We start from the raw sequence: 20,436 nt of genomic DNA on the forward strand, positions 1-20,436 counted from the left end.
ATGAGCACCCCTGCACCGACGGGCGCGACACCCTGGGCCGCGCCGGCCACCGCCACGGCCTCCGCGCCGCCGCGCGAATCGCATTGGGTCAAGGCGCTGCCCTTCATCGGCCCGGTGGTGCTCTTCATCGTCTGGGACCTCGCGGTCCGGCTGGGCTTCATCAAGCCGATCCTGCTGCCGATGCCGGCGGACACGATCGGCACCTTGCTGTCGGGGCTGGCGGGCGGACCGCTGCTGGCGGACTTCGCGGTCACCGTCTGGCGCACGCTGCAGGCCTTCCTGATCGCGGCCATCGTCGGCGTGCCACTCGGCGTGCTGCTGGGCAGCAACGAGAAGGCCTATCGCAGCGTTGAGTTCCTGATCGACTTCTTCCGCTCCACGCCGTCCTCCGCGCTGATCCCGCTGTTCCTGATGATCTTCGGCGTGTCGGACGTCAACAAGGTCGCGATCGCCGCGTTCGGCGCGATGCTCATCGTCGTGTTCAACAGCGCCTACGGCGTGATGAACGCGCGCAAGCAGCGGGTGATGGCCGCGAAGGTCATGGGCGCATCGCGCTGGCAGATCTTCCGCGACGTGCTGGTCTGGGAGAGCCTGCAACCGAGCTTCGTCGGCCTGCGCTCGGCCGTGTCGATGGCGCTCGTGATCGTGATCGTGGCCGAGATGTTCATCGGCTCCGACAGCGGCCTCGGCCACCGCATCATCAACTCGCAGCAGGTGATGAACGTGAAGGACATGTACGCGTCGATCCTCGCGGCCGGCGCACTGGGCTATGCGCTGAACATCCTCTTCCTGCTGGCCGAGCGCCGCATCGTGCACTGGAGCGGACGATGAGAACCGTCGACAACGTGATCAACGGGCCCGTCTACGCGGATGTGCCAAAGCCCGTCTTCACGCCGGGTCCGACCGGCACGCACATCACCATCCGCGGGCTGACCAAGTACTTCGCCGGCTGGCCGCTGTACGAGAACTTCGACCTCGACATCCCCAAGCAGAAGATCGTCTCGGTCTTCGGGCCCAACGGCTGCGGCAAGTCGACGCTGATCAACATGATCGCGGGGCTAATCCCGATCGATTCGGGCGAGATCCTGTTCGACGGCAAGTCGCTCAAGGACACGAAGATCGGCTACGTCTTCCAGAACTACCGCGAGGCGATGTTCCCGTGGATGCGCACCATCGACAACATCGCGTATCCGCTCAAGCTGGAGGGCCGCTCCAAGGCCGAGGTGGATCGGCGCATGCAGGAGCTGGTCGCCTCGTTCGACGTCAAGTTCGACCTCAAGCGCTATCCCTACGAGCTCTCCGGCGGCCAGCAGCAGACCGCGTCGATCATGCGGGCGCTGGCGCCGAACCCCGAGGTGCTGTTCCTCGACGAGCCCTTCTCGGCGCTCGATTTCGAGATGACGCTTTTCATCCGCGAGAAGCTGCAGGAAGTGTTCATGCAGACGGGCACCACGATGCTGCTGGTCTCGCACGACCTGGAAGAAGCCGTGTACCTCGCCGATCAGGTGCTGCTGTTGACCAAGCGGCCGACGAAGGTGGCGGAGATCCTCGACTACGGCGACGCACGTCCTCGCACGCTGGAGACGCTGAGCTCCGCCAGCTTCGTGAGCATGAAAAAGCTGAGCCTGGAAATCTTCCAGCGCGAAGTCCGCCGATAGGGGATCGGTCATGACGCCCGCTCAGATCGAAACCTACGTCGACGCCACGTCGGCGGCCCTGGGCTTGCGCTTGCGCCCGGACCACCGGCCAGGCGTCGTGCGCTTCTTCGCGCTGGCCGCGGAGTTCGCCGCGCTGGTGGAGGCCGTGCCGCTCGATCCCCATGACGAACCGGCGGTGAATTTCGTGCCGGTGGTTCCGAGGGAGAGGGAAGCATGAGCGACGACGCCCTGCTTCTGCTCCAGAAGGATGCGTCGACCATGGCCGCCGCCGTCCAGGCCACAAAGGTCAGCGCCGTCGCGCTCGTGCAGGCCAGCCTGGATCGCATCGACGCCACGGACCGCCGCGTGAACGCCTTCACCGACGTGGTTCGCGAACGTGCGCTGCGGCGGGCGGCGCAGATCGATGCCTCGCTGTTCTCGGACAGGGCGGCGCGCACGCGCGAGCTGCCGCTGCTCGGCGTCCCTTTCGCGGTGAAGAACCTGGTCGACATCGCCGGGCTATCGACGCTGGCCGGCTCGAAGATCGAGCGGGAGAGCCCGCCGGCGCGCGGCGATGCCGAACTGGTCCGGCGGCTCGAAAACGCGGGCGCGGTGCTGGTCGGCGCGCTCAACATGGACGAGTACGCGTACGGCTTCACCACCGAGAACAGCCACGTCGGTGCGGCGCACAACCCGCACGACCTCACGCGGATCGCCGGCGGTTCGTCGGGTGGCTCCGGCGCCGCGGTGGCGGCGGGGCAAGTGCCGCTGACGCTGGGCTCGGACACCAACGGATCGATTCGTGTGCCGGCATCGTTGTGCGGCGTGTTCGGCCTGAAGCCGACCTTCGGGCGCCTGCCGCGCACGGGCAGCTATCCCTTCGTGTCGAGCCTCGACCACCTCGGACCGTTCGCCCGCTCGGCGCGCGATCTCGCGCTGGCGTATGACGCGATGCAGGGTCCGGAAGGCGCCGGAGCGAACGATCCCGGTTGCGCGCAGCGTGCGGTCGAACCCACGATGCCGACGCTGTCGCGCGGGCTCAACGGCCTTCGCGTCGGCGTCCTCGGCGGCTACTTCCGCGAACGCGCACAGCCGGAGGCGCTGACAGCGGTAGATGCCGTCGCGCAAGCATTGGGAGCGAGCCAGACCGTCGAACTGCCGATGGTCGAAGCGGGGCGAGCCGCCGCCTTCCTCATCACCAATTCCGAAGGGGCGGCGCTGCATCTGCCGGACCTGCGCACCCGTGCGCACGACTTCGAGCCCCTTTCGCGCGATCGCTTCCTTGCCGGTGCGTTGCTGCCTGCAGCGTGGATCGCCCGCGCCCAGCGCGTACGGCGCCTGTACGCGGAACAGGTGGCGCGACTGTTCGAGCGCTTCGATGTGCTGCTCGCCGCCGCCACGCCCTGCGCGGCGACGCCCATCGGCGCCGAATGGTTCGAGATCAACGGCCAGCGGCTTCCCGTGCGCCCCAGCATGGGCGTGCTGACCCAGCCCATCTCCTGCATCGGCCTGCCGGTCTGCGCGGTGCCCGTGTGGGGCGCCCACCCCGACTTGCCGATCGGCGTGCAGGTCATCGGCGCGCCGTGGCGTGAGGACCTGGTGCTGCGCGTCGCCGCCGCACTCGAATCGGCCGGCGTGGCGCATTCGCCCGTCGCCACGCTCTGACCAAGGACACGATGAACACGCCCATCAACCTCCCCGAGGTGCTGGCCGAAGTGACGGCCGCCTTCGATCGCTACGAAGACGCGCTGGTCCACAACAATGTCGAGATCCTCGACGAGCTGTTCTGGAACAGCCCGCACACGCTGCGCTACGGCGCCACCGAGAACCTCTACGGCTTCGAGGCGATCCAGGCTTTCCGCGCATCGCGCCCGTCGCAAGGCCTGGCGCGCGAGATCCTGCGCACCGTCATCACCACCTATGGCCACGACTTCGCCACGGCCAACGTCGAGTTCCGCCGCGAAGGAAGCACAAAGACGGGGCGCCAGAGCCAGACATGGATGCGCACCGCCCAAGGCTGGCGCGTCGTGGCGGCGCATGTGAGCCTTATGGGCTGATTTCGGCGCCGAAATCGCCGATTCGCACTGGTACGGTTTATGCACACCTTCTTGTATCCAAGACAGGACTTCCCGGCCCTCCGACCCCTCCACTTCTTCAGGAGCAAGCACCATGAGCCAGTTCAATCGTCGTGATTCCCTCAAGTCCCTGGCCGCGCTGGCGTCCGCCACCACGCTGGGTGGATGGAGTGCCCTCGCCATCGCGCAGAAGCCGCTGACGGTCGGCGTGATCTATGTCGGTCCGCGCGACGACTATGGCTACAACCAGGCGCATGCGCAGGCGGCGGTCGAGCTCAAGAAGATGCCCGGCATCAAGGTGATCGAGGAAGAGAACGTGCCCGAGACCGCGGCCGTGCAGAAGACGATGACCGGGATGATCGCGCAGGACGGCGCGGGCCTCCTGTTCCCGACCTCGTTCGGCTATTTCGATCCCCACATCCTCGCTGTGGCACCGAAGAACCCGGACGTTCGCTTCTCGCACTGCGGCGGACTGTGGACCGAAGGCAAGCACCCCAAGAACGTCGGCAGCTTCTTCGGCTACATCGACGAATGCCAGTACCTCAATGGCGTGATCGCCGGGCACATGACGAAGAGCAACAAGATCGCCTTCGTCGCCGCCAAGCCGATTCCCCAGGTGCTGCGCAACATCAATGCCTTCACGATGGGCGCGCGCTCGGTCAAGCCGGGCATCACCTGCAGCGTGATCTTCACGGGCGACTGGTCGATGGCGGTCAAGGAAGCCGAAGCCACCAACAGCCTCGCCGACCAGGGCTGCGACGTGTTCACGATGCACGTCGACGGCCCCAAGGTGGTGGTCGAGACCGCGGCCAAGCGCGGCAAGATGGTGTGCGGCTACCACGCGAGCCAGGCCAAGCTGGCACCCAACGCGTACCTCACCGGCGCCGAGTGGAACTGGCTCACGGCCTACAAGACCATCGTCGATGCGGCGCAGGCCGGCAAGCCGCATCCGAACTTCCTGCGCGGCGGATTGAAAGAGGGCTACGTCAAGATGTCGCCCTACGGACCGATGGTGACGGACGCTGCCAAGAAGAATGCCGATGACGTCAAGGCCAAGATGCTCGCGGGCAGCTTCGACATCTTCAGCGGCCCCTTGAAGGACAACAAGGGCGCAGTCGTCATTGCAGGTGGCAAGACGTTGAAGCAGACGGACCTCGAACTCGAAAAGATGAACTACCTCGTCGAAGGCGTGGTCGGCTCCATCGGGTGAATTCGCTCTCCCCCAGGCTGCGCGCACTTCGTGTCGCTTCGCCTTCCCCCTCGCCGGGGGCAATACCGGCGGACCGGCGGAGCCGGATCCGCGGTATTTCTGGAGGAGTCGGGGCGGCTCATTGAATGGGGCACTTCATCATGCGTAACGCGCTTCGGGAAATTGGACTGCCGGTGTTCGCCATTGCGGCGGCGCTGCTGCTGTTCGGGGTGTTTGTCTGGTTCGCGGGGGTGAGTCCGCTGGAAGTCTGGGTCATCCTTTTCAAGGGGGCGTTCGGCGACTGGTTCTCGTGGCAGAACACATTGCAGCGCGCGGCGCCGTTGATGCTCACGGCGCTTTGCGTGGCGATCCCGGCTCGTGCGGGGCTGGTGATCATCGGCGGGGAAGGGGCGCTGGTGCTCGGTGGGCTCGCCTGTGCGGCGCTGCCCTACCTCATGCCGCTGCCGGCCAATATCGTGGGCACCGTGGCGCTTTGCATTGCGGGAGCCATCGCCGGCGCGGTCTGGATCGCCCTCGCGGGGTGGTTGCGGCAGTACCGGGGCATCAACGAGACCATCAGCAGCCTGCTGCTGGCGTACGTCGCCATCGGTCTCTTCAAGCATGTGGTCGAAGGCGCGCTGCGTGATCCGGCCAGTCTCAACAAGCCCGCGACGCGCTCGCTCGCGGACGGATTGGCGATTGGCGGCATCGGTGGCTCGGATGTGCACTGGGGGCTCGCGATCGGCGTGGTGGCGTGCCTGGTGTCGGGGCTCTGGCTGCGGGCGACTGCTTCCGGCTTCTCAGTGCGCGTCGTCGGCGGCAATCCGCGGACCGCGCAACTGGTCGGGCTGCCGGCCAGCCGGCTCATCCTCGCAGCCTGCGGCCTGGGCGGCGCCTGTGCCGGCGTGGCCGGCGCGGTGGAAGTGGCTGCGGTTCACACGAACGCCAATGCGTCGCTGATCGCGGGCTATGGCTACGCGGGCATCCTGGTGTCGTTCATTGCGCGCCATAACCCGGTGGCGGTGATTCCGGTGGCGATCCTGTTCGGCGGCTTCGGCGCGGCGGGGAGCCTGCTGCAAAGGCGGCTCGGGCTGCCCGACGCGTCGGTGCTGGTGCTGCAGGGCATGGCCTTCGTGCTGATCCTGGCGAGCGAAGGCCTGCGGATGATCGACTGGAAGGCGCTGTTCAGGAACCGCGCGCCGCAGGTCTCGCAACCCGGTCCTTTGGTGAAAGAGGTGGCGCAATGACGGCCGACCAATGGATCGCACTGGTCGCCGGTATCGTCGGCGGCGCACTGCGCGTGGGCGCACCGTTTCTGTTCGTCAGCCTGGGCGAGTGCCTGACCGAGAAGTCGGGCCGGATCAACCTGGGCCTCGAAGGCGTGCTGGTCCTGTCGGCAATGGCGTCCTTCGGCGGCGCCTGGCTCACCGATTCCGCATGGCTGGGCGTGCTGATCGGCGGCATCGTGGGCGCGGCGCTCGCCTTGCTGCACGGGCTGCTGTGCTCGCTCGACCGGGTCAACGACGTGGCGACCGGCATCGCGTTGATGCTGTTTGGCACGGGCCTCGCGTTCTATCTTGGCAAGCCGCTGATCCAGCCGCAGGCACCGCAGCTTCCGGCGATTCCACTGGGCAACTGGAGCGACAACCCCGTGATCCGGGCGGCCCTCCAGGTGAATTCGCTGGTGCCCATCGGCATCGCGCTCGCCGTGCTGCTGTGGTGGGGCTTTGCGCACACGCGCGCGGGCCTGCTCGTGCGCATGGCGGGCGATTCTGCAAATGCGACGCGCGCGCTCGGCTACTCGGTGTCGGGCTTGCGCATCGCGGCGACCACGGCGGGCGGCTTCATCGCGGGGTTGGGCGGCGCATCGCTCACGCTGTTCTATCCCGGCAGCTGGAATGAAGGCATCTCCAGCGGGCAGGGCCTGATCGCCGTCGCGCTGGTGATCTTCGCGCGATGGAGTCCATTGCGCTGCATCGGTGCTGCGCTGCTCTTCGGCGGCGCGGGCGCCATCGGCCCGGCGTTGCAGTCGATCGGCGTGGGGTGGGGCTATCACCTCTTCAACACGGTGCCCTATGTGCTGACCCTGGTCATCCTGGTGCTGACCTGCAAGCCGGGCAGTGTCGCCGTCGGAAGCCCCGGCGAGTTGTCTTCCACACGTTGAGCCGTCGACCCATGAGTGCTTCTTCCACGCAATCCGAATGCTTCGTCGCCGCGGCGCCGTATCCGTGGCCGTACAACGGCGCGCTGCGGCCTGACAACACGGCGCTGATCGTGATCGACATGCAGACCGACTTCTGCGGCAAGGGCGGCTATGTCGACGTGATGGGCTACGACCTTTCGCTGGTGCAGGCGCCGATCGAACCGATCGCGCGCACGCTGGCGCGGCTGCGGCCCCTGGGCTTTCACATCATCCACACGCGGGAGGGGCATCGTCCCGACCTCGCGGACCTGCCGGCCAACAAGCGCTGGCGTTCGCGCCAGATCGGCGCCGACGGCGTGGGCATTGGCGACGTCGGCCCTTGCGGCCGCATCCTGGTGCGGGGCGAGCCCGGCTGGGAAATCATTCCCGCGCTGGCGCCGATCGATGGCGAGGTGGTCATCGACAAGCCGGGCAAGGGCTCGTTCTATGCAACCGATCTCGAACTGGTGCTGCGCACGCGCGGCATCGAGAACCTGATCCTCGCCGGCATCACGACCGACGTGTGCGTGCATACGACGATGCGCGATGCCAACGACCGCGGCTTCGAATGCCTGCTGCTGTCGGACTGCACGGCCGCGACGGATCACGGCAACCATCTCGCGGCGCTGAAGATGATCACCATGCAGGGCGGCGTGTTCGGCGCGCATGCGACCTCGGGCGCCCTGCTCGAGGCGCTGTCGGCGTTCTAGGAACGGAGTCACCGAATGATCGCACCCGTCGACCCGATGCCGCCGTCCACCGGCGCGCTGGCGCTGGACACCTACGAGCTGACCAAGCGCTTCGGCAGCTTCACGGCCATGGACCGCGTGACCATGCATGTGGAGGCCGGGACGGTGCACGCGTTGCTTGGCGAGAACGGCGCGGGCAAGAGCACGCTGGTCAAGTGCGTGGCGGGTTTCCAGCGGGCCGAGGAGGGCAGCATCATGATCGACGGGCGCGAGCAGGACATCGCGAACCCGATCGTGGCGCGCGCGCTCGGCATCGGCATGGTCTACCAGCACTTCACGCTGGCGCCGGGGATGACGGTGGCGGAGAACCTGTTGCTGGCCGGTGGCAAGACGCCGGCCATGATCGACTGGAAGTCGACGCGCGCCGAGCTCAAGGCCTTCCTGGCAACGACGCCTTTCAGCCTGGATCTCGACATGCGGCCTTCGGAGCTGGCGGCGGGCGAGAAGCAGAAGCTGGAGTTGCTGAAGCAGCTGTACCTCAAGCCACGATTGCTGATCCTGGACGAGCCGACCTCGGTGCTGACGCCGCAGGAGGCCGACGAAGTGCTGGGCCACGTGCGCGAGTTCGCGCGAAGCGGGCTCTGCACGGTACTGATCATCACGCACAAGTTTCGCGAGGTGATGTCGTACGCGGACAGCGTGACGGTGTTGCGCCGTGGCAAGGCGGTACACCACTGCAAGGTGTCGGAAACGAACCCGGCGAAGCTGGCGGCAGCCATGATGGGCGAGGGCGAGGCGCCGCCGCCCGAAGGCGACACCGCGGCGCCGACCGGTCGTGCCCTGCATGCGATGAACGACACGGCGGCGGATTCGCCCGTCGCCTTGCGTGTGGAAGGGTTGAAGGCGCAGGGGGATCGGGGAACGCTGGCGGTGCACGACCTGAGCCTCAGCGTGCGGTCGGGGGAAATCCTCGGCGTGGCGGGCGTGTCGGGCAATGGCCAGCGTGAACTGGTCGAGGCGCTGGTGGGTCAGCGACCGCGCTTGGCCGGGCAGGTGACGGTGATGGGCGAGCCTTATGCGGCGAAGCGCGAGGAGAACCGGCGCCTGAAGGTGCGCAGCCTGCCCGAAGAGCCTTTGCGCAATGCCTGCGTCGGCGATCTCAGCGTGGCGGAGAACATGGCGCTGCGGGATTTCGATCAGCCGCCTCTGGCATGGAAGGCGCTGGGCGCGGGGGTGCTCAACTTTCCGCTGTGGCGCAGTCGGGCACGTGAATGGATTGCCGAGTACGGCGTCAAGACACAGGGGGAGGGCGCGCCGATTCGCAGTCTCTCTGGTGGCAATGTCCAGCGTGCAGTGCTGGCCCGCGAACTGGCGGGGGACATCAATGTGTTGATCGCTGCGAATCCTGTGTTCGGTCTGGACTTCGCGGCTGTCGCCGAGATTCACAGCCGCATCGTGCAGGTGCGGGCGCGGGGTGGGGCTGTGCTTTTGATCAGCGAGGATCTCGACGAACTGCTGGAGATGGCGGATCGCATCGTCGTGATGAGCGAAGGGCGCGTCGTGTTCGAAACTGCTGCGGCAACGGCTGAACGACACGTGCTGGGGGCGCACATGGGGGGTGGGGATCACTCTGCTGCGGTGGCCTCATGAGTGCGCCGTTATCCCTTGGCGTTGGGAGAGCGCCCGGTATGCGGTGTGGGCTCGCCGACCCCGCTACGCCGGCCCTTCGGGCTGCCCTGCAGTGCTCGCTTCAGGCGGGGGCCGCGCAAACTCGCTGCGCTCAAACACGCGCGGCCCTTTTTCCGCCTGAAGCTGCGCGCTTCGGCGGCGTAGAGGGGTCGGCGAGCCCACACCGCATACCGGGCTTTGGGGGTGTTCAAGGGACTGGGACGCTCGAAACGTCGACACCCGTCCCTCACTTACGGCAGTGGCAGCGGACAGTTCAACCTCAACGTGTCGGCGACAGTGGGCGGTGTGCCCTGTGTCGGCCGTTGAGGCACCGCCGAGCAGCGCAGCGACAGGCGGATCAGGGCCGCGCGTGTCTGAGCGAAGCGAGTTTGCGCGGACCCCGCCTGTCGGGAGCAGCGCAGGGCAGCCGCAAAGCGGCTGGTGACGTCGGCCGGCACAGGGCACACCGCCCACTGTCGCCCCGCCCACCTTCCGTGCGTCTTTCAATGCAACCCGGAAGCGACCCATGCAAGTAGACGCAACCCCTTTCCCCTACGAATTCGACCTGGCAAAGACAGCCCTGGTCCTCATCGACATGCAGCGCGACTTCATCGAGCCAGGAGGTTTCGGCGAAACCCTTGGCAACGATGTCTCCCTGCTCGAAGCCATCGTCCCGGCGACGAAGAGAACGCTCGAAGCCTGGCGGGAAGCTGGCGGCCTGGTGGTCCACACGCGCGAAGCCCACAAGCCCGATCTTTCGGACTGCCCGCCAGCCAAGCGCAACCGCGGCAACCCGACCCTGCGCATCGGCGACGAAGGGCCGATGGGCCGCATCCTCGTGATCGGCGAGCCGGGCAACCAGATCATCGACGCACTCGCGCCCGTCGAAGGCGAGATCGTGGTCGACAAGCCGGGCAAGGGTGCCTTCTATGCCACCGGCCTGCACGAGATGCTCAAGCGGCGCGGCATCACCCACCTGCTCTTCGGCGGCGTGACCACCGAAGTCTGCGTGCAGACCAGCATGCGCGAAGCCAACGATCGCGGCTACGACTGCCTGTTGCTGGAAGACTGCACCGAGAGCTACTTTCCCGCCTTCAAGGCGGCAGCGGTCGAGATGATCCGCGCCCAGGGCGCCATCGTCGGTTGGACCGCACCGAGCGACGCATTGCTCGCCGCGCTCGGCAAGCACTAACATCCCCCACGTGTCCTCTGTCCGATCCCCTTCCGTTCCCTCCGAGCCTGCGGCTCCAGATCCGGCGTTTCGAACCCGCGCCGATCAGGTCTACGCGCAACTCAAGCGGGATGTGGCCGAGTTCAGCCTCGTGCCTGGGGACCGCTTCACCGAGAACGAAATCAGCGAGCGGCTCGGCGTCTCGCGCACGCCGGTGCGGCAGGCGCTGTTCAGGTTGCAGCAGGAGGGATTTGTCGAAGTCCTGTTCCGCAGCGGCTGGCGGGTGCTGCCCTTCGACTTCGACCAGTTCGAGCAGCTCTACGACCTGCGCATGGTGCTCGAGACCACGGCAGTCCACCGGCTCTGCGAAAGCGACCATCGCGTGGACCGCAGCCTGGTCGAGGAACTGGCGGGCATCTGGCTCGTGCCCACGGCGCAGCGCAGCTCGGACACCGTGCAGGTGGCACAGTGGGACGAGGCCTTTCATTGCGCGCTCGTCGCTGCCGCAGGCAACGGCGAAATGGCCCGGGTGCATCGCGACGTGACCGATCGCATCCGCATCATCCGACGGCTCGATTTCACCAAGCAGCCGCGCATCGACGCCACCTACGACGAGCACGCCAAGATCCTGAAGGCGATCCGCGCGAACCGGGGCGACCAGGCCGCGATGCTGCTGCGGGCGCACATCGAGACCAGTCAGTCCGAGGTGCGCAAGATCACGCTGCACCAGGTGCACATGGCGCGCCACGCGGGCCGGCCTAGGCCGCCCGGGCGCTGAGTCACTCCGCGGTGATGCCGCCGCGGTGGACCACGTCGGCCCAGCGCGTGGCGTCTTTCTGGATCAATGCGCCGAATTCCTCCGGCGTCGATGCGGCGGGCACCATGCCCTGTGCCTCGAAAGCAGTCGCGACTTCGGGCTGCTTCAGGATCGCGCCGATCTCCTTGTTGAGCCGCGCGACCACCGCGGGCGGCGTTCCCTTGGGTGCGAGCACGCCGTACCACATGTCGACATTGCCGCCCTTGATGCCGGCTTCGGCGAGCGTCGGCACGTTCGGCAACTGCGGCAGGCGCTTGTCGCTGCCCGTGGCGATCGCCCTGAGCTTGCCGGCCTGGATGTGCTGCAGCGCGACGTGCACCGGCAGGAACATGTAGTCGATGCGACCGCCCAGCAGGTCCGTCACCGCGCCGGCCGTGCCCTTGTAGGGGACGTGCAGCATCTCGGTGCCGGTGTATTGCAGCAGCAGCGCCATCGAAAGATGATGGGGCGTTCCGACGCCGGGCGTGGCGTAGGTCAGCTTGCCCGGCTCGGCCTTGGCAGCCGCGACCATCTGCGCGACCGAGGTGGTCTTCTGCACGTTGGGATTGGTCACCAGCAGCAGCGTGCCCCACGAGGTGAGCGACACCGGCGTGAAGTCGGAGACGGGGTCGTAGGCGAGCGACTTGTAGAGGCCCTTGTTCATCACCAGCGTGTTGACCTGCACCATCAGCGTGTAGCCATCCGGCTTGGCGCGTGCCACCCTTTCGCTGCCGATGTTGCCGCTGGCGCCGGCCACGTTGTCGACGATCACCGGCTGGCCGAGCGCCGCGGGCAGCCGCACTGACAACTGGCGCGCGATCAGGTCGATGCCGGTGCCGGGGGTGTAGGGCACTACCAGCGTAATCGGTTGGTCGGGCCACGCATGCGCGGCCATGGCGCTGGCGGCCATCAGGAGGGTGGCGAGGATCTTCTTCAAGGGGCGCATCGGTGTCTCCGTATCGTTTTGGTGGGCGGCGCGTGCTTCAAATGTAGGAGGGACGCGATTGCAAGGCGGCCGGGTCGTAGCCCGCGACGCGCTTGTAGTTGTCCGAGATGGCCTGGAGTTCCTGCTGCGTCACGAAGTCCTCCAGGCGCTCGAAGCGCCGTCCGCCGGAACGCTCGAACACTTCGCGCAGGATCGCGTCCGGCGGATTGCTGCGGTTGGTCAGCACGACGTTGGTGGTCGCCTTCACGCGCACGCGGTCGTAGTCTTCCAGCGCCGCGTTGCCGACGCCCATCCTGTGCAGCGCGCCGGCGAGGTAGCGGGCGTCGATGATGGCCTGGCCGGCACCGTTCGAGCCACGCGGCACCATCGGATGCGCCGCGTCGCCGAGCAGCGTGAGGCGGCCGTGCGTCCACTTCGGCAGCGGGTCCTGGTCGACCATCGGGTATTCGAGGATCGCATCGGACGAGCGGATCAGCGCCGGCACGTCGAGCCAGTCGAAGTGCCAGTCCTCGAAGGCGGGGAGGAAATCCTCGAGCCGGCCGGGGCGGCTCCAGTCCTGGATCGCGGGCTTCGGCGCGTGGATCTCGGCGACCCAGTTGATCAGCTGGTTGCCGTCGCCGTCGACGTTGTCGCGGATCGGGTAGATCACCATCTTGCCCCGGTCGAGCCACCCGGCGCGGACCATGCTCGCGCCCGAGAGGAAAGGCTTGTGCTTCGCAGTACCGCGCCACATGTTGACGCCGGAATAGCGCGGCGCGCCTTCGCCCGGGTAGAACTGCTTCCGCAGCACCGAGTGGATGCCGTCGCAGCCCACGGCAATCGATCCGCGCGCACTGGGAAGAGGCGATCCGTCCGGTGCGGTGAAGCGTGCGGTGACGCCGGTGTCGTCCTGGTCCACGCCGGCGCAGCGATGGCCGCAGACCACGGCATCCGCGCCGAGGCGCTCGCGCGTTGCCTGGAGAAGTGCGGTGTGCAGATCACCCCGGTGGATCGAGTACTGGGGCCACGCGTAACCCGCGGCTGTTCCGGCGGCTTCGCGAAACACCATTTGGCCATGGGCGTTGAAGAAGATCGATTCCTTGGTGCGCACGCCGACCGCATCGAGCGCCGGCATCAGGCCCAGTTCGCTCAGTTCGCGCACCGCATGCGGCAGCAGGTTGATGCCCACGCCGAGGGGCTTCAGTTCAGGCACGGCCTCGTAGACGCGGCAGGCGATGCCCGCCTGGTGGAGGCTCAATGCCAGGGTCAGTCCGCCGATGCCGGCGCCCAGCACGATGACTTCGGTTTGCTTGCTCATGTCTCCAACTCGCGTTTGATCTGTCGGGGGTTCGTCAAGCAGCGGATTAGATCGACCCCTCGATCATTTGGGAAATTTAGATGTCGTATGGATTTATCATGAACTCGTATGAATCTGTCCGTCCGGCAAATGCGCGCCTTCCTGCATGTCGCGCGCATCGGCAACTTCACACGCGCGGCCGAACAGGCGCACATGACGCAGGCGGGCCTGAGCACGCTGGTGCGGGAGATGGAGCGGCAACTCGGCTGCCGCCTCTTCGACCGCACCACGCGCATGGTCAGCCTCACGGCGGCGGGCCGGCGGCTGTTGCCGGTCGTCGAGCGCGTCGTGACCGACCTCGACGACGTCACCGCCCGGCTCGGCATCGAAGGCGACGAAGCGCGCCAGACGCTGCGCATTGCCGCCACCCCGCTGGTGTCGTCCAACCTGCTGCCGCAGGTCTTCCATCAGTTCCGCGAGGGCCATCCCACGGTCAACCTGAAGCTGTTCGATGCGGACCTGCGCGATGTCGAGGCGATGGTCGTGAGCGGCGAGGCGGACATGGGGCTAGGGTTCTTCTTCAAGGCCGCGCCGGGGCTCGAACGTGCGCCGGTGGGGCGGTTCCACCTGATGCGGGTCGCGGGCGCGGAATCCGAGGAGGCATCGCCGGCGACCGGTACCGTGCCCTGGTCGTCACTGCGCGCCGCTGAACTGATCGGGTTGCCGTCGAGCAATCCGATCCAGAAGGTCATCGACGTGCAGTTGGGCGCGATCGGCCGGGCCGATGCGCAACGCCAGGCGTTCAACTTCTTCGGCACGCTGATCGCCATGGTGGAGTCCGGATTCGGCACGGCGGTGATGCCGACCTTTGCGCTGGCGGCCTGCCGCCGGCATCGCGTGCGCACCGACGTTCTGGTCAAGCCGAAGGTGGCGCTGGACTTCTATCGCATCAGCAAGCGAGGCGCCCACGAGAGCGAGGCCATGCGCTCCTTCAGCGAGACTTTGGTGAGGGCATTGCCTGCGCTGTCGAGATAGCGGCGACGGGCGATGCCCTGCGCTTCAGAGCTTGAAGTCGTAGTCGATCGTGATCGGCGCGTGATCGCTGAACTTCAGCGTCTTGAAGATCGCTTCGTTGCGCGCCAGCTTGGCCAGCTTCGGCGTGGCGAGGTGGTAGTCCAGCCGCCAGCCCACGTTCTTGGCATAGGCCTGGCCGCGGTTGCTCCACCAGGTGTAGGCCTCGTCGGTGGTGTCCGGCTTGAGCAGGCGGTAGACGTCCACCAGCCCGGCACCTTCCGCACCGGCGTCCAGCAGGTTCGTCATCCAGGCGCGTTCCTCGGGCAGGAAGCCGCTGTTCTTCTGGTTGCCGCGCCAGTTCTTCAGGTCGATCTCCTTGTGGGCGATGTTGATGTCGCCGCACAGGATGAAGTCGCGCTCGCGCTTCAGCGCGATGAGGTGCGGGAAGAATCCCTTCAGGAAGCGGAACTTGGCGGCCTGCCGCTCTTCGCCGGACGATCCGCTCGGGAAGTAGCAACTGATGATGGAGAGCTTGCGCTTCGGCGTGTCGAAGCGCAGTTCGAGATAGCGGCCCTCGGCATCGAACTCGGCATCGCCCCAGCCGACGACCACCTTGCTGGGCGCGTGCTTCGAATAGATCGCCGTCCCTGCATAACCCTTCTTTTCCGCGAAATGAAAGTGGCCCTTGAGGCCGGCCATCTCCTCGAAGCGGCCCTCGATGTCGCTCGCCTGAACGCGGATTTCCTGCATGCAAATACAATCCGGCGCCAGTTCGGCGACCCAGTCGGCGACGCCTTTGGTGGACGCCGATCGCAGGCCGTTGAGGTTGAGGCTGGTCAGTTTGAACACAAGGAACATTCCCTATGGCTGAAGAGATTGGAGAGGGCGCGCTCGCACAGGAATTCGTGCAGTTCGCGCTGGAATCGGGGGTACTGCGCTTCGGCCAGTTCAAGACCAAGGCCGGCCGCATGAGCCCGTATTTTTTCAACGCGGGCCTGTTCGATGACGGCGCCAAGCTCGCGCGGCTCGCCGGATTCTATGCAGACCGCCTGATCGCCAGCGGGCTCGAATTCGACATGATCTACGGCCCCGCCTACAAGGGCATTCCGCTGGGCGCCACGGTCGCCGCCGAACTGGCGCGGCGCGGCCGCAACGTGCCCTTCGCGTACAACCGCAAGGAAGCCAAGGACCACGGCGAAGGCGGGACGCTGGTCGGTGCACCGCTCAAGGGGCGGGTGCTGATCGTCGACGACGTGATGTCCGCCGGGACCGCGGTGCGCGAATCGATCGCCGCGATCCGTGGCGCCGGCGCCACGCCCCACGCCGTCGCGATCGCGCTCGATCGCCAGGAAAAAGCCACCGAAAACGGCGTGGATGTGGACCACAGCGCCGTGCAATATGTCCGCGATCAGCTCGGACTGCATGTAACTGCCATCGCGACGCTTGACGACTTGTTACAGTACCTGTCAAGCCGCGCCGACGACGAACTGGGCGCCCACCGCCAGGGAGTGCTGGCGTACCGGGCACGTTACGGCGCAGGTTGATTCAACCTGCCTGAAGGATTCATGTTGGCGAGAACCCAAGCACTGTTTGCATTTCTGGCGCTCTCGCTGGCTGCGGCCGGTGCCGGGCACGCCCAGCAACCCTCGGGCACGCGGCCATCGACCGGCGCCGCAGGCGCGGGCCCCGGCATCTACAGCTGCACCGACGCGAAGGGCCGCACGATCACCGCGGACCGGCCGATCGCCGACTGCATCGACCGCGAGCAGCGCGAACTCAACCCGAGCGGCACGACGCGGCGCAAGATCGAACCCACCTACACGGCCCGTGAGCAGGCGGAGCGCGAGGAACGGGAGCGCCAGGCGCAGTTGCTGGCCGCACGCCAGCTCGAGGAAAAGCGGCGCGAACGGGCGTTGTTGATCCGCTACCCCACGCCCGCGGCGCACGACCGGGAGCGCACCGAGGCGCTGGTCCAGATCGATGCCGTCATCCAGGCGGCGAAAAAGCGACTGGGCGAACTCGCCGAGGAAAAGAAGCAGATCGACGACGAGCTCGAGTTCTACAAGAAGGACCCGAGCAAGGCGCCCGACTCGCTGCGCCGGAAGGTCGACGACAACGCGCGCAGCGCGGCGGTGCAGAACCGCTTCATCGGGGAGCAGGAAGACGAGAAGAAGCGGGTGAATGCGCGCTTCGACGAAGAGCAGGCGCGCTTGAAACCCCTCTGGGCAGCTAAATAGGCTCGCCCCCAGGCTTGCTCACTTCGTGTAGCCGCCTACCCCCTACCGGGGGCAACACCGGCGGCCCGGCGGAGCCGGTTCCGCGGTGTTTTTGAGCTCGCTCCCAGGCTTGCCGCACTTCGTGTGGCCGCCTGCCCCCTGCCGGGGGCAACACCGGCGGCCCGGCATAGCCGGTTCCGCGGTGTTTCACGAAGGGCGGCCCTTGCTTCGCGGGCCGCTGTGGCTGTCAGCCTAGCTTTGCTTTGAGGAGGGCGTTGACCTGGGCGGGGTTGGCTTTGCCCTGGCTGGCTTTCATGACCTGGCCGACGAGGGCGTTGAAGGCCTTGTCTTTGCCGGCGCGGTATTCGTCGATGTTTTTCTGGTTGGTGGCGAGGACGGCGTCGATGATTTTCTCGAGGGCGCCGCTGTCGCTCATCTGCTTGAGGCCCTTGGCTTCGATGACGGCGTCGACATCCTGGCTTTCGCCGGTCCAGAGGGCGTCGAAGACCTGGCGGGCGGCGTTGTTCGAGATGGTGCCGTCGTTGATGCGTTCGATGAGCTTGGCCAGTTGCGCGGCAGTCACCGGGGCCTCGGTGATTTCGATGTCCTGCTGGTTGAGGCGGCGGGCGATTTCGCCGGTGATCCAGTTGCTGGCGAGCTTGGGCGCGGCGCCGGCGCTGACGGCGGCGTCGAAGTAGCCGGCGAGCGCGGGGCTCTGCGTGAGCTGGGTCGCGTCGTATTCCGAGAGGGCGTGCTGCTGCACATAGCGCTCGGCCATGGCACGCGGGAGTTCGGGCATCTCGGCGCGCACGCGGTCGATCCATTCGGCGGCGATGGCCAGCGGCGGCAGGTCGGGGTCGGGGAAGTAGCGGTAGTCCGCGGCGTCTTCCTTGGTGCGCATGGCGCGGGTCTCACCGGTGTCGGGGTCGAACAGCACCGTGGCCTGCTGGATCTCGCGGCCGTCCTCCAGCTCCTCGATCTGCCAGCGGATCTCGTAGTCGATCGCCTGCTGCATGAACTTGAAGCTGTTGAGGTTCTTGATTTCGCGGCGCGTGCCCAGCGGTGCACCGGGCCTGCGCACGGAGACGTTGGCATCGCAGCGGAAGCTGCCTTCCTGCATGTTTCCGTCGCAGATGCCGATCCAGGTGACGATCTTGTGCAGCTCGCGCGCATAGGCCACGGCCTCGGCGGTGGAGCGCATGTCGGGCTCGGTCACGATCTCCAGCAGCGGCGTGCCGGCGCGGTTCAGGTCGATGCCCGACTGGCCGATGAAGTCCTCGTGCAGCGACTTGCCGGCGTCCTCTTCGAGGTGGGCGCGCACCAGGCGCACGGTCTTCTTCTCGTCGCCGAGGAAGAAGCTCACCGAGCCGCCCTGCACGACCGGAGTCTCGAACTGGCTGATCTGGTAGCCCTTGGGCAGGTCGGGGTAGAAGTAGTTCTTGCGCGCGAACACGCTGCGCGGCGCGATGTGCGAACCGAGCGCAAGCCCGAGCTTGATCGCGCGCTCGACGGCGCCCTTGTTCATCACCGGCAGCGTGCCGGGCAGCGCGAGGTCGACGGCGCAGGCCTGCGTGTTGGGCTCGGCGCCGAACGCGGTGGACGCGCGGCTGAAGATCTTCGACGCGGTGGAAAGCTGGGCGTGGGTCTCGAAGCCGATGATGACTTCGTAGCCGCGCACCAGCGGGCCCGTCGGACGTCCGCTCTGCGCGGCTTCGAAAGTGTTGATTTCGCTCATGTCGGTGCTCAGTAGCCTTCCGGTGTGCGCTGGTGCCAGTCGGTGGCCTGCTGGAAGCGGTGCGCCGCGTTGAGCAGCCGGGCTTCGTCGCAGTAGTTGCCGATCAGCTGCACGCCGACCGGCATGCCGCCGTCGAAGCCTGCCGGCACGCTCATGCCCGGAAGGCCGGCGAGCGAGGCGGGCAGGGTGAAGATGTCGGCCAGGTAGTCGGCGACCGGATCGCCACCGTGCTCGCCCAGCTTCCACGCCACGGTCGGCGCGGCCGGGCCGGCGATGATGTCGCACTGCCTGAACGCCTGCTGGAAGTCGTCCGCGATCATGCGGCGCACCTTCTGGGCCTGCAGGTAGTAGGCGTCGTAGTAGCCATGGGAAAGCACATAGGTGCCGATCATGATGCGGCGCTTGACCTCGTCGCCGAAGCCTTCTTCGCGCGTCTTGGCGTACATGTCGGCGAGATCGCGGTAGTCCGCGGCGCGATGGCCGAACTTGACGCCGTCGAAGCGGCTCAGGTTGCTCGACGCCTCGGCCGCCGCCAGTATGTAGTAGACGGGGATCGACAACTCCGTGCGGGGCAGGGTGATCTCGACGCGACGTGCGCCCAGCTTCTCGTACTCTGCCAGTGCGGCATCAACCACAGCGCGCACGCCGGGCGCGACGCCGTCGCCGAGGAATTCCTTCGGCACGCCGATCCGGAGGCCTTCCAGCGAGTCGCCGAGGCGGCGCGAGAAATCCTCGGCCGGCTGGTCGAGCGAGGTCGAATCGCGATCCGGGTCGGGTCCGCACATCGCGGACAGCAGCAGTGCGCAGTCCTCCGCAGAGCGGGCCATGGGGCCGGCCTGGTCGAGGCTGGACGCGAAGGCCACCATGCCGTAGCGAGAGGCGCGCCCGTAGGTCGGCTTGATGCCGGTCACGCCGCAGAAGGACGCGGGCTGGCGGATCGAGCCGCCGGTGTCGGTGCCGGTCGCAGCGGGCGCCAGGCGGGCGGCGACGACCGCGGCGCTGCCGCCCGACGAGCCGCCGGGAATGCGCGCCGGATCCCAGGGATTGCGAACCGGCACAGCATGGTCGAAGCCGACGGCGGGCACCGCGACGTTTTCGTTGGCCGAGCCCATCGCGAATTCGTCGCAGCTCAGCTTGCCGAGCGTGACGGCGCCGGCTTCGGCGAGCTTGCGCACGACGGTGGCGTCGAAGGGCGAGCGGTAGCCGGCCAGGATGCGGGATCCGGCGGTGGTCGGGAGATTCGCGGTAACGAAGATGTCCTTGTGCGCGATCGGCACGCCGGCCAGAGGCGCCGCGTTGCCGGCGGCCAGTTGGTCGTCCGCCGCGCGGGCCTGGGCCAGCGTCAGGTCCTCGTCGACCGCCACGAAGGCGCCCAGGTCCTGGTGCTGGCGGATCCGGTCCAACTGGTGCCGGGCGGCTTCGACCGCCGAAACCTTACGCTCGCGCAGGGCCTTGGCAATCTCCGCCACGCCCATCTGGTGCAGTTCGCCGCTCATTCGATCACCTTCGGAACGAGGAACAGGCCGTTTTCGACCGCCGGCGCACTGCGCTGGTTGGCTTCGCGGTTGTTCGGTTCGGTCACGACGTCCTGGGCCAGGCGGAGCGTCACGTCCGCGACTGTGGCGACGGGATGCGCCAGCGGCTCGATGCCGGCGGTGTCGACCGCGCGCATCTGCTCAACGAGGTCGAAGAAACCGTTGATCTGGCCGAGCATTCGCTCGCTTTCGTCGGGTGCAAGCTGGAGCCGGGCGAGCGTTGCGATGCGCGCAATATCGGATGAGGTGAGGGACATCGGAGAAAAGGGACTGGCGGGTGTGAAAACCGGGCACTAGCACCCCGCAA

General features: G+C 67.1%; 21 protein-coding genes. 15 read left to right on the forward strand and 6 right to left on the reverse strand.

Annotated features, from left to right (window positions below; all coding sequences use genetic code 11):
* The 12 genes from ACSFBL_RS30800 to ACSFBL_RS30855 all read left to right on the forward strand — a co-directional run bounded on the left by ACSFBL_RS30800 (window position 1) and on the right by ACSFBL_RS30855 (window position 11,389).
* Window positions 1-831, forward strand: a complete 831-nt coding sequence (locus ACSFBL_RS30800) for an ABC transporter permease (protein ID WP_435519619.1) — start codon at window positions 1-3, stop codon at window positions 829-831.
* On the forward strand, window positions 828-1,658 hold the full coding sequence (locus ACSFBL_RS30805) for an ABC transporter ATP-binding protein (RefSeq protein WP_435519620.1): 831 nt from the start codon (window positions 828-830) through the stop codon (window positions 1,656-1,658). Before ACSFBL_RS30800 ends, ACSFBL_RS30805 begins: the two co-directional genes overlap by 4 nt.
* A gap of 10 nt (window positions 1,659-1,668) precedes the next feature.
* Window positions 1,669-1,875: a DUF4089 domain-containing protein gene (locus ACSFBL_RS30810; protein ID WP_435519621.1), complete on the forward strand. Its 207-nt coding sequence runs from the start codon at window positions 1,669-1,671 to the stop codon at window positions 1,873-1,875.
* A complete protein-coding gene (locus ACSFBL_RS30815) occupies window positions 1,872-3,302 on the forward strand; it encodes an AtzE family amidohydrolase (RefSeq protein ID WP_435519622.1) in 1,431 nt (476 codons plus the stop codon). Before ACSFBL_RS30810 ends, ACSFBL_RS30815 begins: the two co-directional genes overlap by 4 nt.
* Window positions 3,303-3,313: 11 nt before the next feature.
* A complete protein-coding gene (gene hpxZ / locus ACSFBL_RS30820; RefSeq protein WP_435519623.1) occupies window positions 3,314-3,694 on the forward strand; it encodes an oxalurate catabolism protein HpxZ in 381 nt (126 codons plus the stop codon).
* A gap of 112 nt (window positions 3,695-3,806) precedes the next feature.
* On the forward strand, window positions 3,807-4,922 hold the full coding sequence (locus tag ACSFBL_RS30825; protein ID WP_435519624.1) for a BMP family ABC transporter substrate-binding protein: 1,116 nt from the start codon (window positions 3,807-3,809) through the stop codon (window positions 4,920-4,922).
* 140 nt (window positions 4,923-5,062) lie between these two features.
* A complete protein-coding gene (locus tag ACSFBL_RS30830) occupies window positions 5,063-6,148 on the forward strand; it encodes an ABC transporter permease (RefSeq protein WP_435519625.1) in 1,086 nt (361 codons plus the stop codon).
* On the forward strand, window positions 6,145-7,065 hold the full coding sequence (locus tag ACSFBL_RS30835; protein WP_435519626.1) for an ABC transporter permease: 921 nt from the start codon (window positions 6,145-6,147) through the stop codon (window positions 7,063-7,065). Before ACSFBL_RS30830 ends, ACSFBL_RS30835 begins: the two co-directional genes overlap by 4 nt.
* Window positions 7,066-7,076: 11 nt before the next feature.
* A complete protein-coding gene (gene biuH, locus ACSFBL_RS30840; RefSeq protein WP_435519627.1) occupies window positions 7,077-7,793 on the forward strand; it encodes a biuret amidohydrolase in 717 nt (238 codons plus the stop codon).
* A gap of 15 nt (window positions 7,794-7,808) precedes the next feature.
* Window positions 7,809-9,422 carry an ABC transporter ATP-binding protein gene (locus ACSFBL_RS30845; protein WP_435519628.1) on the forward strand — a complete coding sequence of 538 codons (1,614 nt, stop codon included), beginning with the start codon at window positions 7,809-7,811 and terminating at the stop codon, window positions 9,420-9,422.
* Window positions 9,423-9,966: 544 nt separating this feature from the next.
* Window positions 9,967-10,632, forward strand: a complete 666-nt coding sequence (locus tag ACSFBL_RS30850) for a cysteine hydrolase family protein (protein ID WP_435519629.1) — start codon at window positions 9,967-9,969, stop codon at window positions 10,630-10,632.
* Window positions 10,633-10,642: 10 nt separating this feature from the next.
* Window positions 10,643-11,389 carry a GntR family transcriptional regulator gene (locus ACSFBL_RS30855; protein ID WP_435519630.1) on the forward strand — a complete coding sequence of 249 codons (747 nt, stop codon included), beginning with the start codon at window positions 10,643-10,645 and terminating at the stop codon, window positions 11,387-11,389.
* Window position 11,390: 1 nt separating this feature from the next.
* On the opposite strand, the gene ACSFBL_RS30860 is transcribed toward ACSFBL_RS30855, so the two are convergent.
* Window positions 11,391-12,353: a tripartite tricarboxylate transporter substrate binding protein gene (locus ACSFBL_RS30860; RefSeq protein WP_435519631.1), complete on the reverse strand. Its 963-nt coding sequence runs from the start codon at window positions 12,351-12,353 to the stop codon at window positions 11,391-11,393.
* A 37-nt stretch (window positions 12,354-12,390) separates the two neighbouring features.
* The gene (locus ACSFBL_RS30865; RefSeq protein WP_435519632.1) at window positions 12,391-13,650 is read right to left on the reverse strand and encodes a flavin-dependent oxidoreductase; all 1,260 of its coding nucleotides are present in this window, start codon (window positions 13,648-13,650) and stop codon (window positions 12,391-12,393) included.
* A 108-nt stretch (window positions 13,651-13,758) separates the two neighbouring features.
* Here ACSFBL_RS30865 and ACSFBL_RS30870 point away from each other — a divergent pair, with 108 nt between their 5' ends.
* Window positions 13,759-14,664, forward strand: a complete 906-nt coding sequence (locus ACSFBL_RS30870) for a LysR family transcriptional regulator (protein ID WP_435519633.1) — start codon at window positions 13,759-13,761, stop codon at window positions 14,662-14,664.
* 24 nt (window positions 14,665-14,688) lie between these two features.
* On the opposite strand, the gene ACSFBL_RS30875 is transcribed toward ACSFBL_RS30870, so the two are convergent.
* Complete coding sequence (locus tag ACSFBL_RS30875) at window positions 14,689-15,492, reverse strand: exodeoxyribonuclease III (RefSeq protein ID WP_435519634.1); 804 nt, start codon at window positions 15,490-15,492, stop codon at window positions 14,689-14,691.
* A gap of 14 nt (window positions 15,493-15,506) precedes the next feature.
* Here ACSFBL_RS30875 and pyrE point away from each other — a divergent pair, with 14 nt between their 5' ends.
* Window positions 15,507-16,187 (forward strand): orotate phosphoribosyltransferase, encoded by a 681-nt coding sequence (gene pyrE, locus ACSFBL_RS30880; protein WP_435519635.1) that lies wholly within the window; start codon window positions 15,507-15,509, stop codon window positions 16,185-16,187.
* Window positions 16,188-16,208: 21 nt separating this feature from the next.
* On the forward strand, window positions 16,209-16,880 hold the full coding sequence (locus tag ACSFBL_RS30885) for a DUF4124 domain-containing protein (RefSeq protein WP_435519636.1): 672 nt from the start codon (window positions 16,209-16,211) through the stop codon (window positions 16,878-16,880).
* A gap of 226 nt (window positions 16,881-17,106) precedes the next feature.
* Here ACSFBL_RS30885 and gatB read toward each other — a convergent pair whose 3' ends face one another.
* Genes gatB through gatC form a run of 3 tightly spaced genes read right to left on the reverse strand, consistent with a single transcriptional unit; the run spans window position 17,107 to window position 20,386 of the window.
* Entirely contained in the window at window positions 17,107-18,594 is a 1,488-nt protein-coding gene (gatB, locus tag ACSFBL_RS30890; RefSeq protein WP_435519637.1) for an Asp-tRNA(Asn)/Glu-tRNA(Gln) amidotransferase subunit GatB, read from the reverse strand.
* Window positions 18,595-18,602: 8 nt separating this feature from the next.
* Window positions 18,603-20,090, reverse strand: a complete 1,488-nt coding sequence (gene gatA, locus ACSFBL_RS30895) for an Asp-tRNA(Asn)/Glu-tRNA(Gln) amidotransferase subunit GatA (RefSeq protein ID WP_435519638.1) — start codon at window positions 20,088-20,090, stop codon at window positions 18,603-18,605.
* A complete protein-coding gene (gatC, locus tag ACSFBL_RS30900) occupies window positions 20,087-20,386 on the reverse strand; it encodes an Asp-tRNA(Asn)/Glu-tRNA(Gln) amidotransferase subunit GatC (RefSeq protein WP_435519639.1) in 300 nt (99 codons plus the stop codon). Before gatC ends, gatA begins: the two co-directional genes overlap by 4 nt.
* Window positions 20,387-20,436 lie beyond the last annotated feature (50 nt).

This window comes from Variovorax glacialis (genome assembly GCF_051216375.1).
Taxonomy (GTDB): domain Bacteria; phylum Pseudomonadota; class Gammaproteobacteria; order Burkholderiales; family Burkholderiaceae_C; genus Variovorax.

Bases quoted from the DNA above. Each gene is read 5' to 3' on its own strand.
- ACSFBL_RS30800 (WP_435519619.1), top strand. From the start codon at position 1: ATGAGCACCCCTGCACCGACGGGCGCGACACCCTGGGCCGCGCCGGCC.
- ACSFBL_RS30805 (WP_435519620.1), top strand. From the start codon at position 828: ATGAGAACCGTCGACAACGTGATCAACGGGCCCGTCTACGCGGATGTG.
- ACSFBL_RS30810 (WP_435519621.1), top strand. From the start codon at position 1,669: ATGACGCCCGCTCAGATCGAAACCTACGTCGACGCCACGTCGGCGGCC.
- ACSFBL_RS30815 (WP_435519622.1), top strand. From the start codon at position 1,872: ATGAGCGACGACGCCCTGCTTCTGCTCCAGAAGGATGCGTCGACCATG.
- hpxZ (WP_435519623.1), top strand. From the start codon at position 3,314: ATGAACACGCCCATCAACCTCCCCGAGGTGCTGGCCGAAGTGACGGCC.
- ACSFBL_RS30825 (WP_435519624.1), top strand. From the start codon at position 3,807: ATGAGCCAGTTCAATCGTCGTGATTCCCTCAAGTCCCTGGCCGCGCTG.
- ACSFBL_RS30830 (WP_435519625.1), top strand. From the start codon at position 5,063: ATGCGTAACGCGCTTCGGGAAATTGGACTGCCGGTGTTCGCCATTGCG.
- ACSFBL_RS30835 (WP_435519626.1), top strand. From the start codon at position 6,145: ATGACGGCCGACCAATGGATCGCACTGGTCGCCGGTATCGTCGGCGGC.
- biuH (WP_435519627.1), top strand. From the start codon at position 7,077: ATGAGTGCTTCTTCCACGCAATCCGAATGCTTCGTCGCCGCGGCGCCG.
- ACSFBL_RS30845 (WP_435519628.1), top strand. From the start codon at position 7,809: ATGATCGCACCCGTCGACCCGATGCCGCCGTCCACCGGCGCGCTGGCG.
- ACSFBL_RS30850 (WP_435519629.1), top strand. From the start codon at position 9,967: ATGCAAGTAGACGCAACCCCTTTCCCCTACGAATTCGACCTGGCAAAG.
- ACSFBL_RS30860 (WP_435519631.1), bottom strand. From the start codon at position 12,353: ATGCGCCCCTTGAAGAAGATCCTCGCCACCCTCCTGATGGCCGCCAGC.
- ACSFBL_RS30865 (WP_435519632.1), bottom strand. From the start codon at position 13,650: ATGAGCAAGCAAACCGAAGTCATCGTGCTGGGCGCCGGCATCGGCGGA.
- ACSFBL_RS30870 (WP_435519633.1), top strand. From the start codon at position 13,759: ATGAATCTGTCCGTCCGGCAAATGCGCGCCTTCCTGCATGTCGCGCGC.
- pyrE (WP_435519635.1), top strand. From the start codon at position 15,507: ATGGCTGAAGAGATTGGAGAGGGCGCGCTCGCACAGGAATTCGTGCAG.
- ACSFBL_RS30885 (WP_435519636.1), top strand. From the start codon at position 16,209: ATGTTGGCGAGAACCCAAGCACTGTTTGCATTTCTGGCGCTCTCGCTG.
- gatB (WP_435519637.1), bottom strand. From the start codon at position 18,594: ATGAGCGAAATCAACACTTTCGAAGCCGCGCAGAGCGGACGTCCGACG.
- gatA (WP_435519638.1), bottom strand. From the start codon at position 20,090: ATGAGCGGCGAACTGCACCAGATGGGCGTGGCGGAGATTGCCAAGGCC.
- gatC (WP_435519639.1), bottom strand. From the start codon at position 20,386: ATGTCCCTCACCTCATCCGATATTGCGCGCATCGCAACGCTCGCCCGG.